Consider the following 12,490-nt stretch of genomic DNA (forward strand, 5'->3'; position numbering starts at 1 on the left):
CGCGTGCCGAACCCTGGCAGCAGCGGCCTCCCGAGCGGACAATACGGGGCATGTCGCGCCGCCTCACGCTCACCCCTCCCGCCCTGGGGGCGTCCGCTGCCCGGGACCGTGGCCTTCCCGGCCACCGCTACCGCGCCCGGGTGGGGGCGCTGGCGGCCGGGGCGGCGCCGGTACTCGCCTTCCCCGCGCCCGGGCTGGCGTCACTCGCCTGGGTGGCGCTGGTGCCCGGGTTGCTGGTGATGCAGCGGGCACCCGGGGCGCGCGAGGCGGCGGTGCGGGGGTGGTGGTTCGGCGCGGGGTTCATCCTCACCGCGATGTACTGGCTGATCCCCTCCGTCGGGCCGGCCCTGCCGGTGCTCGCGGTGCTGTTCGGGGCGCTGCAGGCGGGGGTGGGGTATGCCGTGTGGCGGCTGCTGCACCCGCCACTGACCGCGCGGCGGGCCCTGCTCGCCCTGGTCGTCGTCCCCTCGGTCTGGCTGACCACCGAGTACGCGCGCTCCTGGCACGCCCTCGGCGGGCCGTGGGCGCTGCTCGGCGCGACCCAGTGGCAGCACCCGGCCGTCCTGGCGCTGGCCTCGGCCGGGGGGATCTGGCTGGTCAGCGCCGCCGTGGTGGCCGTCAACACCGGGGTGCTGATCATGCTGACCGCCACCGGCCGGCGCCCGCGCGCCGTGGCGGCGCTGGCCGCCGTACTGGTGCTGGCGGCCGGTCCCGTGCTGTTCTCGCTGCGCGCCGCACCCGCCCGGGACGGGGCACTGACCGTCGCACTGGTCCAGCCCGGCATCGTCGAGGACCCGCAGGCCCGGTTCGAGGCCAGTGCCGCCGCCACCACCGCGCTCGACGGGCGGCCGGTGGACCTGGTCGTCTGGGGCGAGTCCAGCACCACCGCCGACCTCGACCGCGACCCGGCGGCGCTGGACCGGCTGCGTCGGCTCGCCGCGGCCGCCGGCGCCGAGATCCTGGCCGGCGAGGACGCCCGCAAGGCGGACGGGCGGATCTCCAAGGACGCGGTGCTGGTCTCGCCGGCCGGCACCGTCGACCGCTACCGCAAGATCCGGCTGGTGCCGTTCGGCGAGTACATCCCGCTGCGCCCGCTGCTCGGCTGGATCGCGGGCGTCAGCCGGGCCGCAGGCGAGAACCGGGCGCCGGGGACGGCGTTCCACGTCCTCCCGGCCACCGACCGCGGCGGCGCGCCGCTGCCGGTCGGGGCGCTGATCTGCTTCGAGTCGGCCTTCCCCGACATGTCCCGGACGGCGGCCCGGGACGGCGCCCGGGTGCTGGTCTACCAGTCCTCGACCTCGACGTTCCAGCGCACCTGGGCGCCTGAGCAGCACGTCTCGCTGGCCGCGATCCGGGCCGCCGAGACCGGCCGCCCGGCCGTCCAGGCCTCGCTCACCGGGGTCTCCGCCGCCTTCGACGCGCAGGGCCGCGAACTGGCCCGGCTCGGCACCGACCGCACCGGCGCTCTGACGGTCCGGCTGCCGCTGACCGGGCCGACCGAGCTGACCTGGTACGACCGGGTCGGCGACGTGGTGCCGACGGCGGCCCTGATGGTCACGGCGGGTGCGGCGACCGTCGTGCTGTGGCGCAGGCGGACCGGCTGACCCGGCGGCCCGGCGCGGCGGGCCGGCCCGCCGGGCCGGGCGGTCAGCCGTCCTCGCCGGGCCGGTCGCTCGGCACTCGGTGCCGGGCAAAGCAGCTCAGCCCTCCTCGCCGGGCGAAACCGCTCGGTACCGGGTGAAGCCGGTCAACCGTCCTCGCCGGCCAGGTAGACACCGAACGCCGCTCCCAGCGGGTCGCGCAGCACCGCGATCCGCGGGCCGTCCGGCACGGTGGTCGGCGCCATCAGGACGTCCGCGCCGAGGTTCCCGGCCCGGAACGCGCTCACGTCCACGTCCGCGACCGCGAAGTACGGCAGCCAGTGCGGCGGCACCTGCGGCGGGAAGCGGTCGTCCATCGTCAGCATGCCGCCGAAGTCCTCCCCGGCCAGGCCCCACTGGGTGTACCGCTCGGACGGGTGGACCGTCCAGCCGAACACCGCCGGGTAGAACGCCCGGGCGCCCTCCGGGTCCCGGGTCAGCAGCTCCACCCAGCCGAGCGCGCCGGGCTCGTTGAGCACCTCGGCACCGGTCAGCCGGCGTGCCTGCCAGAGCCCGAACACCGCGCCGGACGGGTCCGCCGCGATCACGAACCGTCCGAAGTCCAGCGCCTCCATCGGTGCGACGACGATGCTCCCGCCCGCCGCGGTGATCCTGGCCGTGGCGGCGTCGGCGTCCTCGACGGCGAAGGAGACGCTCCAGGCCGTCGGCTGGCCCTCCCCGTAGAGCGGGGTGATGGAGGCGGCGACCGCGCCGTCCAGCTTCATGAAGGTATAACCGCCGGCCTCCGGCCGGTCGTCGCGCTCCGGCTGCCAGCCGAACAGTTCGCCGTAGAACCGCTTGGCCGCCTCCGGGTCCGCGCTGCCGTGCTCCACCCAGCAGGGCCCGCCGGTGGTCACCTTGTTCTGCTTCATCTCGCCCTGCTCTCAGCCGATTTCGAGGATCAGTTTGCCGCGCGCGTGCCCCGACTCGACCAGCGCCAGCGCCTCCGCGGCGTGGGCCAGCGGGTGGCGGGCGGTGATGTGCACGTCCAGTTCGCCGGCGGCCACGAGGTCGGCCAGCGCGGCGAGCGTCGCCGGGGTGGTGGAGCGGGTGATGAAGCGGCCTCCCAGCTCCGCCGCGGTGGCCGGGTCGACGGTCGAGACCAGCTTCGACCGGTCGGCCAGCGTCTCGGCCGCGGCCCGCACGTCGTCCCCGCCGACCAGGTCGAGAATGCCGTCCACCCCGTCCGGCACGGCTGCCCTGATCCGCTCGGCCACCCCGTCGCCGTAGCGCACCTGCACCGCGCCCAGCGACTCCACGTAGCCGCGGTTGGCGTCGCTCGCCGTGCCGACCACCCGGATCCCCCGGCTGCGGGCGATCTGCGCGGCCGCGCTGCCCACGCCGCCGGCGATGCCGAGGATCAGCAGTGTCCGGCCGGAGCCCACCCCGACGTCCCGGACCCCGTCGTCGGCCGTCGCCGCGGCCACCGGCAGCGTCGCGGCCTCGGCAAAGCCGAGCCCCTTGGGCTTGACCGCGCTCATCGCCGCCAGCAGCAGCGTCTGCTCGGCGAACGCCCCGGCCGCGGCGACCCCGAACACCTCGTCCCCCGGTGTGAAGCCCGTGACGCCCGGCCCGATCCGCTCGACCACCCCCGCGGCCTCCTGCCCCATGACGGCCGGCAGCTCGCGGTCCTTGCCGAGCCACCCGCGCCGGACTTTCCAGTCCACCGGGTTCACCCCGGCCGCCCGTACCGTGATCCCCAGCTGCCCCGGGCCCGGCTCCAGCACCGGCCGGTCCAGGAACTCCTGATTCTCCGGCCCGCCGTACCCGACGAACCCGAACGCATTGGCCATCCTCGATCCACTCCTCGGTAGGACCCCCTCCCCCCGCCCCAGCATGCGGTCCGGCCGGGGCCGCGGCCCCGGCTGCTGCGCCGAACGGGCGGGTGGCGAGCGGCGGCGGGTGGCGGCGGGTGGATGACGGCCGACGGCTGACAGATTTCATCAGCTGTCATCTGTCAGGCGCCGGCCGTCACTCCTCACCCCCGACTGTGGTCGCCCGCCCGGCCGTCGAGCAGTTCGCGGAGGATGTCCATGTGTCCGGCGTGGCGGGCGGTTTCGGTGGCCATGTGGATGAGGACCCAGCGCAGCGACACCTCGTCGCCGAACCAGGCGCGGCCGAGGTCGTCCAGCTCCAGCTCCTCCACCACCTGGTCGGCGGCGCCGCGGGCGCGGGCGTAGAAGGTGAGGACGTCGGCGGTGGACTCGTCCGGCCGGATCCGCATGTCGGACTCCGCATCCTCGTCCAGATCGAAGGGCAGCGGACCGGTCTCACGGCCGAACGCCTCGCAGAACCAGCCGAGTTCGGCGCCCCCTAAGTGCTTCACCAGCCCCAGCAGGGTCGTCCCGGACGGGGTCATCGGCCGCCGGAGCTGCTCGTCGTCGAGACCTTCGAGCTTCCACAGCACCGCGTCGCGGTGCCGGTCGAGAGCCACGAACAGGCTTTCCTTCTCAGCCCCTTGGTAGGGCACGCGCTTCATCATGCGCGGACCCTAACAGGCCACCGGGCCGGCGGGGGGCTGCCGAAGCGGCCAACTCCCTACCGGCCCAGGCTGGTTCACCGCACAGCCCGCTCCACCTGGATCCAGAGCTGCGCCTCGGCCTCGCCCCCCGGCAGGAAGCGGGTGCGCAGGATCTCCGGGCCGGGACGGGTCTCGTACGGATTGGAGGGGAACCACTGGGTGTAGACGTCCCGCCACATCTCCTGGAGGGCCTCCGGGAAGGTCCCGGTGTTGGAGAAGACGGCCCAGGTGCCGGCCGGCACCTCGCGCACGTCCAGGTCGTCCGGGACGACCGTGTCCGTACCCGCCACCACCGCGTGGTAGTAGTCGAGCTCGACCCCCTCCTCCCGGCTGTCCGAGAAGAACTCGGTGACCGAGAGGATGCCGTCCGGCTCCTGGCCCGAGAGGGCGGAGATCCGGTCGATGGTGTCCCGGCCGATCCCCTTGATGAATTCGGCGATGGCCGGGTTCACCCCCTCGTGGACCAGCGGGACCCTGGCCCGCCGGCCGACCAGCCGGAAGTCGGGCTTCTCCACGATGCGGTATTCCATGCTGCTGTTCCCTTCGATGACGAGTCGGAAGGACATCCGGGGCTGGGACTGCAGCGCCGCACCCTCGCGCCGGGCCTCCCCCGGCCCGACGCCGTGCATCGCCCGGAACGCCCGGGCGAACGCCTCCCCCGAGGTGTAGCCGTACCGGACCGCCACGTCGAGCAGCGTCCGTTCCCCGGAGAGCACTTCGGCCCCGGCCAGGGTGAGCCGCCGGCGCCGCACGTACTCCGACAGCGGCAACCCGGCCAGCGCGGAGAACATCCGCCGGAAGTGGTACTCCGACGTCATCGCGATCCGCGCCAGCTCGGCCACGTCGACGGACGCACCCGGGCGCTCCTCGATGTGCCCCTCGATCCGCTCCATCGCCCGGTTCAGGTGTTCCAGCATCCCGGCCCCGTCCTTCCTCTTACTGATCACCACCGTAGGAAGGACCCACCCTGCCGCACCCGACATCCTGTGCCCGCTCCGGTCGGGTACGGCAGGGCCTGCGGGGAGACTCAGCTCGTTCTCCCGCAAGCCAGTGAGCCACCGCACGGCGGCGGCCGGCGGGAGCGGCGAAGTGACCTACCGTCCGATGCGGCTGCGGGGCCGGCGGGCCGGCCACCCGCAGCGCGGGGCCGGACGGGCGGGAGAACCCGGATGAACACCGCGCGGGGTGCGTCACGGTTCCGTCATGGTCCCGCCCCGGGGGACCGGACCATGACGGAACCGGCGACGGCTGTCAGTACGAGGCGCTGGTGGCGCACCGGCCGAGGTCCAGGTTGCACACGACGACGTACGAGGTGATTCCGGCGTCCAGGAGTTCTTGGGTCCTGACCGTGCCGCTGCTGGTCCAGGCGCTGGCCCCTCCGCCGTTCGACTGCGAGAGGACCACCTTGCAGGCATCGCCCATGGTGGAGGTCACGTAGCCCTGCACGTGGTCGTGCCCGCTGTAGAACCTGACCTGCATGCCCCCGGCACAACCGGGCACGTTGGCCGTGAAGGTGGTATCGGCTGACGCCATCCCGGCGCTGAGGCCCAAGCCGACCGTGGCGACGGCGGCGACAGCGGCGAGGCGGACGGCGGTGCGCTTCCTGATCATCAGTGTCTCCTGGTGTTCGGTGGCTGATTGCCTCGACCCGCTGTGCCCTCGAGCCCTACGGGATGCCCGTTTCCCGGGCAAGTCCGCACACCGGCTCGGGGGCTCTTGGAGTCGAGATCACTCTTCGGGGACCGGGGGCGTCGTGAGTGAACCCCCGGAGGTGTCAGGCGTTGCCGTTGGACACCGCAGCACGCTTGAGCGAAGTCAATCGCCGTTCCCCTTCGAACGGCTCCGGGCGCTCGCCGCGGAGCATCCATCCCCATCCGTGCAGATCCGGGTGTGCGCCCATCCCTGACGACCGGTGGGAGGGAGGACGGTCGACGCGATCGGCGTCGTGCCGTCCGTTCCCGAATGAAGAGAACCGGATGACGGGTCTGGCCCTCGAGTGGTTCGATCAGGTTCGAACACTCATGACGCCGGACGCTCGGGCGGCCGGCAGCTCACTTCGGGGGGTGCCGTGCTCTACCTCGACATGGACCGCACCGTCCTCGCGAACACCCGGTTCGCGATCTCGCCGCTCAGCACCGCGATCGGCGCGCTCCGCCTCCTGCGTGACAACAAGCGGCCGGGCGGCGGCGGTTGGCGGGGCAGGATCCAGGAGACAGTCCGCGACCGGAAGCTCGTTCTGCTGGGCTCGCTGTTCAGCGGGTCGTGGGACTACGTGCCGGACTTCCTGACACCGCAGCCTCAGACCCCGGCGACCGGACTGCAGGAGGAGCTGCACACGGTCGCAACCACGGATTCCGCCCGTCTGCGCTGGGAGCTGCAGGTCATGGCCCAGGGTGTCAGCGAGGAGCGCCTGGCGGGCCGGGTGGTTCCCGTGGTCCTGCGCGACGCCCTGGAGCGGGGCGAGCAGGACTTCGCCGGGCGGGTGGCGGCCGAGCTGCACCAGCTGTGGGAGTGGGCCGTCGCCCCGCAGTGGTCGGCCCTGCGTACGCGCATGGAGGTGGACATCGGCCACCGGGCGCAGACGATCGCCCGCCACGGCCTGTCCGGCATGCTGGCCACCCTGCACCCCAGAGTGCTCTGGAGCGACGATCAACTGAGTCTGGTCAGCCGCTTCCGAGGCCGGACCTCCGGCAGCACCGGGCTGGTTCTGACTCCCTCGCTTTTCACCACAGACTTACGTGTGGTCATCGACTCGATACCGGGACCCGCCACGCGGCAGCCGATGTTCGCCTACCCCTGCCGGCCCGGGCCGGAGACCCGCACCGGGCCGACGGTCCACGCCCTGCTCGGGGTGACCCGGGCACGCCTGCTGTCCGACCTGCACACCCCCCGCACCACCGCGGAGCTGAGCGAACGTCACTTCCTCGCCACCAGCACGGTCTCCTACCACCTCGGCATCCTGCACCGCACCGGACTGATCACCCGCACCCGCACCGGACAACACGTCCTGTACCAGCAGACCCCTCGCGCCACGGACCTACTGGCCGTCCCCCGCCCCCGCTGACACCACAGTGGTGGGGCAGTGGCACTTCGCATCCGTGAGATCACCCCTGAACTCCGCCGCCGGAGCAACGACCACACCGTCGGCGCGGACTCCCCGCCCGCGCCCTGACGCCGGTCCCGGGCGGAGGTGGACGCGGCGCCGCGCTCCCCGACCCGGGGCCGGCCGGCAGCCGTGGGCCGTACGCCCGCGCCGCCGTGCGCCCCGCGGCCCGCATCGCCGCACCGCCCACACCGCCCACACCGTGAGACGGATGGGCCGGGCGGGAACACCCGCGCATTCCGTGGTGTTGCGAGCCTCCGCCGCCACGGTGCCGCCGTCGCAGCTCCACCGCCACTGCCAACGCCGCGGCCACCCGAAAGCCAGTTGTTCAAATTGGAACGACCTAGTACGGTCAGGAACCGACCACCACACGCCCACGGAGGCCCCGTCCATGCCGCAGCACGTCACGCCGCAGCCCGGCACCGCCACGGTGCGCTCCCGGGTGCGCATCCCGCTGACCTTCCCGGACGGCTACCGCGCCGAGGCCGAGGTCTTCACCTTCCACGGCCTGGCCGACGGCGCCGAACACCTGGTGCTCGCCTTCGGCAGCACCGCGCAGAGCCGGACCACGAACGGGGGGACCGCCGACGGCGGGACGCCGCTGGTGCGGCTGCACTCGGAGTGCCTGACCGGCGACGTCTTCGGCTCGGACCGGTGCGACTGCGGCCCGCAGCTGCGCGAGTCGGTCGAGCGGATCGCCGAGGCCGGCGGCTACCTGCTCTACCTGCGCCAGGAGGGCCGGGGCATCGGCCTCTACAACAAGCTGGACGCCTACGCCCTCCAGGACTCCGGCCTGGACACCTACGACGCCAACACCGCGCTCGGCCTGCCCGAGGACGGCCGCGACTACACCGCCGCCGCCCAGATGCTCGGCGCCCTCGGCGTCACCGGCATCGACCTGCTGAGCAACAACCCGGACAAGGCGGCGCAGCTGACCGCCCTCGGCATCACCGTCGAGCACCGGGTGCCGACCGGCGTGCACCTGAACGACAGCAACGTGCGCTACCTGCGGGCCAAGGTCGAGCGGACCGGGCACTCGATCGAGCTCTCCCGGCTCGTGGGCTGAGCCGGCGACGCCCGTCCGGCACACCCGGACACCACCGTCCCGGCACCGACCACGGCACATCGGCACGTCGGCCGGACACGACGGCGGACACGACGGGCAGACACGTCCGTCCGGCACCGCGGAGTGGCTCTGCGGTGCCGGACGGACGGTGCCGGACGGACGGTGCCGGACCGGTCGGGTCAGTGCTGCCAGACCCGTACGTAGTCGACCTGCATGTCGGCCGGGGTGGCGGTCGGGCCCGAGGCGTAGACCGCGTTGTTGAGGATCAGGTACATCGGCGAGGAGGTGATGCCGCTGGTGATCTGACCGACCTTCACCCCGTCGTAGTAGTAGGTCACCGAGCCCGGCTGCCAGTCGGCGCCGAAGGTGTGCCAGCCGCTGTAGTTGCCCGAAGCGCAGCCGCCGGGGCCGCCGGACGGGGAGTGGAAGTGGTAGCAGGCCTGACCGCTCAGGCCCTCCATCACGTCCAGCTCACCGTCGGCCGGCCAGTTCTGGCCGTCGGTCCAGAAGGCCGGCCAGTTCGCGACCTGCGAACCGGCCGCGGGCAGGTAGATCCGGGACTCGAACGCGCCGTAGGTGAACTGGGCCTTGCCGTTGGTGTTGACCAGCCCCGAGGTGTACGCGTAGTTCTTGCCGTTCACCGTGGCCGGCTTCTGGGCGGCCGTCAGATGCAGGCTCCCGCCGCTCTCGGACACCTGGGACGGGGCGTAGGCGGCGGACTCGTCGCCGTTCACCGGAGGCGTCGTGCAGGTGGCGCAGCCGAACCAGTTGGGGTTCCACTTCGAGCTGTCGAGCGAGCTGCCGTTGAACTCGTCGGCGAAAACCGGACGCCAGCTGCCGGGGATGCCGAGCGGAGCGGCCGAGGAACCGGACGGCTGGGTGGGCGACGCGGTGGCGGACGGCGACGTCGGCGACGCGGTGGCCGACGGGGATGACGGCGAAGCGGTGGCGGACGGCGACGACGGCGACGCGGTGGCCGACGGCGACGCGGTCGGCGTCGAGGACGGGCTCGGCGCCGGAGTCGGGGCGGTGCCCGAGGTGAAGGCACCGACCGGGGCCAGGTTGTGCCAGCGGTTGTCGATCTTGTACGCCACGAAGTACGTGTACTTGCCCGCCGGGAAGGCCCGGCTCTGCGGCGTGAACGTCCGCTGCGCCGTGGTCAGGGTCGCCGGAGCCGCCCCGCCGAAGTCGTAGTTCGCGCCGTCGGCCGAGCGCACGGCGATGGTCAGCGCCTGCACCGAGGTCCGCTTGGTGGCGTGCAGCTTGGCGGTGGCGGTGACCGGGGCGTCGGCGCCGGGAGCGGCCGGCGTGACCGACAGCGAGTCGACCACCACCGGCTCGGCCGGGGCGGCCGGCGCGGCCCATGCGGCCACTCCGGTCCCGCTGGCGGCGAGCGCGAGTGCGAGGACGGCGATCCGGCGTCTGCCGGTGAACGTGCTGCGACGGTGCTTCGAATGCTTGGGCATGCGTGGAGGACCTTTCGTTCCCCCCCGGCTGTGGACCCGCAGCAGCCTGAACGAGGACTCGGTCCGTACGCAAGCCCGATGCCGCGGCCGGAACCGCGGCATCGATCGTGCACATTCCTAAAACTCCTGGTGGGACGGCCCTTGGAGGTGCCTGGACCGGCCGTCTGTGATAAGGGGCACAGGGGCCGGTACGGCGGCCGGTCACCGCCGTACGGCCGTGGCGACCGACCGGCTGATCGCCCGGGCCGCGAAGCCGGTGCCGCAGACGAAACGCATCACCGGCCCGAAGGTGTCGGCGGCGGACAGACCGGTGAAGTAGAGCCCGGGTACGGAGGACTCGAAGCCCGGGGACAGCCGGGGAGCGCCCGCGTTCCGGCAGGTCACCGCCCGGCGCAGTCCCGGCGCCAGCAGGTCGAGCCGCTCGACGTCCACCCGGTAGCCGGTGGCCGCCAGGACCTGGTCGGCCTCCAGGGTGTCGGTCGGGCCCCGCAGGCGGAGCCGCGCCCGGCCGCGGACCTCCTCGGCCGAGACCACCTCATGCCCGGTGAGCTGCGGGAACCGGCCGAGCGTCCGCTCGCGCAGCCACCACGCCCCGGACGGTCCGAGTATCGTCCGGACCAGGTCGGCCCTGGTGCGGTCCGGCAGGTACCGGAAGGCCTGGGGGGCCCGGCTGAACGCGGCGAACGACCAGCCCGGCCCCAGCGGCGTGGCCGGCTTCGCCACCCGCTGCGGCCACGGCCGGTCGTCCGGCCGGTCGGAGTCGGGCGGGTCGCCGAAGACCAGGTGCGCGGTCCTCGCGACCAGGACGGGTTCGGAGCCCGCCTCGTGCATCAGCGTGGCGCTCTCCAGCGCCGACTGTCCGGCTCCGATCACCGCCACCCGCTGGCCGGCGAACTTCGCCAGGTCCGCGTGCTCCGAGGTGTGCGAGGCGAGGCCGGCCCCGGCCAGCGGCCGCAGTTCGGCGGGAATCCTCGCGTAGGGCGGGAAGCCGTGGGCCAGGACCACCGTCCGGGCGGTGAACGCCTCCCCGGTGTCCAGGGAGAGCCGGAAGCCGTTCGGCGCCGCCTCGACCAGGGTCACGGCGGCACGCTCCACCTCGGGCACGCACCGCTGCTGGAACCAGTCCCCGTAGCGGACGAACTCGTCGAGCGGCACCGCGTACCGGTCGCCCACCCACGCACGGCCTTCGGCTGCGCGGAAGTCGTTCAGGCCGTGGCGGCCCTCGGGGTCGGAGATCGAGGACGCCCGCGGGGTGGACTTCAGGAACATCCCCGCCGGCATCCGCGCCCGCCAGCTGCCCATCGGCACGCCGAGGACACGCACGGCCACGCCCCTTGCCTTCAGGTGGGCCGCAACGGACAGCCCGTACGGCCCGGCCCCCACGATCGCGACGGGTACCGGGCTGGGAGAGATCATGTCGAGCCTCCAGGAGTGAGACGCCCGGCGATCCCGTGCCACACGTAATCGGCCACGCGCCGTGTCCCCTGGCCGCCGAAGCGGACCGCCATGGCGGCGGCGGGTGCGAGGTCGTCGCCGCAGAGCCAGGCGCGCTCGGTCGACCGGCGGGGCCGGAGATCGGGCAACGGCCGCCGTTCGCGCCAGACCGTGACCGCGGCCGAGAGCACGTCCAACTGCCCGACCCCGTAGAAGCGGTTCAGCTGCGGCCCGGGCGGGACCGGGCGGCCGGTGAGGGACAGGTGCAGGGCGCGGACGACGTCCAGGCCGTTCTCGGTCTCGAACAGCCGGAACTGGGCGCCGGTACGGGGGTTGAAGTCGAGGAGCTTGTACCGTCCGTCACGCAGGTCCAGGCGCCAGTCCAGATCGGCGATGCCGCCGTAACCGATCGCGCGGCACAGGCCGGTGGCCAGCTCTGCCAGCTCGGGGTTGGGCAGTGCGACGGCCCTGGTGGTGAATCCGCCCGCGGGCGGGTAGGAGCGCAGCTTGCGCCCGGTGAAGACGGCGAGTGGTTCGCCTCCGGGGCCGCAGCACAGGTGCGTGATCCAGTCCTCGGAGCGTTCCGGCGGCAGGTACTCCTGGGCCAGGACCGAGAACCGGCCCTCCGGCGGGCAACTGGCCAGCAGCTCCCGCTCGTCGTGCACGATCGTGGTGTTCGGGACGACGGGGCGGCTGAGCCGGGTGAACGGCTCCAGGTTCTTCAGCACCAGCGGGTAGCCACAGGTCCAGGCGGCCTTCAGCAGCTCGTCGTGGTCGCCCGGGGCGACGGTGACGGGTGCCGGGATGCCGTGCTCCTCGCAGATCGCGTGCATGGCGGCCTTGTTGGCCAGTCGCCGTGGGAGCCCGGCGGGCACCGGAGGCAGGACGAAGTACGGGGCGAGCTCCTCGGCGTGCTCGGCGAGCAGGACGGCGGCCTCGTCGTCGGTGGGCAGGGCGATGCACCGGCGGCCGATCGCCCGGCCGACGCCCCGGACGGCCGAGAGCAGCTGGCCGGTGCTCTCGCACCCGTTGGTGGGCCGGACGAAAGCGCGCGTCAGGTAGCGGGAGAGCGCCGTCGGGGTCAGCCGGTCCTCGACCATCGCGTGGACGGCCACCCCGGCGCGGCCCAGCGACCGCACGACGCCGACGGGGCCGTGCGCCAGCGGATACCTCCCCACCTTGACGAGCAGGACCGCGGTATCCCGGTCCAGGTCCAGCCTGGCCGGGTTGGTGTGATCGTCCCGGTTCATGTGTCGCACC

At 73.3% G+C, this 12,490-nt stretch carries 11 protein-coding genes; 3 read left to right on the plus strand and 8 right to left on the minus strand.

Annotation, left to right across the window (positions count from 1 at the left end):
• Positions 1 to 50 precede the first annotated feature (50 nt).
• Positions 51 to 1,604, plus strand: a complete 1,554-nt coding sequence (gene lnt, locus OG286_RS08495; RefSeq protein WP_405364961.1) for an apolipoprotein N-acyltransferase — start codon at positions 51 to 53, stop codon at positions 1,602 to 1,604.
• Positions 1,605 to 1,747: 143 nt separating this feature from the next.
• Here the strand turns inward: lnt and OG286_RS08500 are convergent, their stop codons facing one another.
• The 5 genes from OG286_RS08500 to OG286_RS08520 all read right to left on the minus strand — a co-directional run bounded on the left by OG286_RS08500 (position 1,748) and on the right by OG286_RS08520 (position 5,772).
• The gene (locus OG286_RS08500) at positions 1,748 to 2,512 is read right to left on the minus strand and encodes a VOC family protein (RefSeq protein ID WP_396320048.1); all 765 of its coding nucleotides are present in this window, start codon (positions 2,510 to 2,512) and stop codon (positions 1,748 to 1,750) included.
• Positions 2,513 to 2,524: 12 nt separating this feature from the next.
• Positions 2,525 to 3,433: an NADP-dependent oxidoreductase gene (locus OG286_RS08505; RefSeq protein WP_396320047.1), complete on the minus strand. Its 909-nt coding sequence runs from the start codon at positions 3,431 to 3,433 to the stop codon at positions 2,525 to 2,527.
• A gap of 185 nt (positions 3,434 to 3,618) precedes the next feature.
• Positions 3,619 to 4,122: a DinB family protein gene (locus tag OG286_RS08510; RefSeq protein ID WP_405364963.1), complete on the minus strand. Its 504-nt coding sequence runs from the start codon at positions 4,120 to 4,122 to the stop codon at positions 3,619 to 3,621.
• Positions 4,123 to 4,196: 74 nt separating this feature from the next.
• Positions 4,197 to 5,078, minus strand: a complete 882-nt coding sequence (locus OG286_RS08515; protein ID WP_396320046.1) for a GyrI-like domain-containing protein — start codon at positions 5,076 to 5,078, stop codon at positions 4,197 to 4,199.
• Between the two features lie 334 nt (positions 5,079 to 5,412).
• The gene (locus tag OG286_RS08520; RefSeq protein ID WP_405362470.1) at positions 5,413 to 5,772 is read right to left on the minus strand and encodes a hypothetical protein; all 360 of its coding nucleotides are present in this window, start codon (positions 5,770 to 5,772) and stop codon (positions 5,413 to 5,415) included.
• A 457-nt stretch (positions 5,773 to 6,229) separates the two neighbouring features.
• Here OG286_RS08520 and OG286_RS08525 point away from each other — a divergent pair, with 457 nt between their 5' ends.
• A complete protein-coding gene (locus OG286_RS08525) occupies positions 6,230 to 7,225 on the plus strand; it encodes an ArsR/SmtB family transcription factor (protein ID WP_405364965.1) in 996 nt (331 codons plus the stop codon).
• A gap of 430 nt (positions 7,226 to 7,655) precedes the next feature.
• A complete protein-coding gene (gene ribA / locus OG286_RS08530; RefSeq protein WP_396320043.1) occupies positions 7,656 to 8,330 on the plus strand; it encodes a GTP cyclohydrolase II in 675 nt (224 codons plus the stop codon).
• Between the two features lie 179 nt (positions 8,331 to 8,509).
• Here ribA and OG286_RS08535 read toward each other — a convergent pair whose 3' ends face one another.
• The 3 genes from OG286_RS08535 to OG286_RS08545 all read right to left on the minus strand — a co-directional run bounded on the left by OG286_RS08535 (position 8,510) and on the right by OG286_RS08545 (position 12,480).
• Complete coding sequence (locus OG286_RS08535) at positions 8,510 to 9,796, minus strand: family 16 glycosylhydrolase (RefSeq protein WP_405364968.1); 1,287 nt, start codon at positions 9,794 to 9,796, stop codon at positions 8,510 to 8,512.
• 201 nt (positions 9,797 to 9,997) lie between these two features.
• Complete coding sequence (locus OG286_RS08540) at positions 9,998 to 11,212, minus strand: NAD(P)-binding domain-containing protein (RefSeq protein WP_405364970.1); 1,215 nt, start codon at positions 11,210 to 11,212, stop codon at positions 9,998 to 10,000.
• Positions 11,209 to 12,480, minus strand: coding sequence for an ATP-grasp domain-containing protein (locus OG286_RS08545; RefSeq protein WP_405364972.1), 1,272 nt, complete (start codon positions 12,478 to 12,480; stop codon positions 11,209 to 11,211). The genes OG286_RS08540 and OG286_RS08545 overlap by 4 nt, the downstream gene beginning before the upstream one ends.
• Positions 12,481 to 12,490: the final 10 nt, after the last annotated feature.

The sequence above is a fragment of the Kitasatospora sp. NBC_00039 genome (genome assembly GCF_045160625.1).
Taxonomy (GTDB): domain Bacteria; phylum Actinomycetota; class Actinomycetes; order Streptomycetales; family Streptomycetaceae; genus Kitasatospora.

What these genes read in the sequence shown, in the direction of transcription:
- OG286_RS08545 (WP_405364972.1), bottom strand. Translation starts at nt 12,480, where the DNA reads ATGAACCGGGACGATCACACCAACCCGGCCAGGCTGGACCTGGACCGG.
- lnt (WP_405364961.1), top strand. Translation starts at nt 51, where the DNA reads ATGTCGCGCCGCCTCACGCTCACCCCTCCCGCCCTGGGGGCGTCCGCT.
- OG286_RS08510 (WP_405364963.1), bottom strand. Translation starts at nt 4,122, where the DNA reads ATGATGAAGCGCGTGCCCTACCAAGGGGCTGAGAAGGAAAGCCTGTTC.
- OG286_RS08515 (WP_396320046.1), bottom strand. Translation starts at nt 5,078, where the DNA reads ATGCTGGAACACCTGAACCGGGCGATGGAGCGGATCGAGGGGCACATC.
- OG286_RS08535 (WP_405364968.1), bottom strand. Translation starts at nt 9,796, where the DNA reads ATGCCCAAGCATTCGAAGCACCGTCGCAGCACGTTCACCGGCAGACGC.
- OG286_RS08540 (WP_405364970.1), bottom strand. Translation starts at nt 11,212, where the DNA reads ATGATCTCTCCCAGCCCGGTACCCGTCGCGATCGTGGGGGCCGGGCCG.
- ribA (WP_396320043.1), top strand. Translation starts at nt 7,656, where the DNA reads ATGCCGCAGCACGTCACGCCGCAGCCCGGCACCGCCACGGTGCGCTCC.
- OG286_RS08505 (WP_396320047.1), bottom strand. Translation starts at nt 3,433, where the DNA reads ATGGCCAATGCGTTCGGGTTCGTCGGGTACGGCGGGCCGGAGAATCAG.
- OG286_RS08520 (WP_405362470.1), bottom strand. Translation starts at nt 5,772, where the DNA reads ATGATCAGGAAGCGCACCGCCGTCCGCCTCGCCGCTGTCGCCGCCGTC.
- OG286_RS08500 (WP_396320048.1), bottom strand. Translation starts at nt 2,512, where the DNA reads ATGAAGCAGAACAAGGTGACCACCGGCGGGCCCTGCTGGGTGGAGCAC.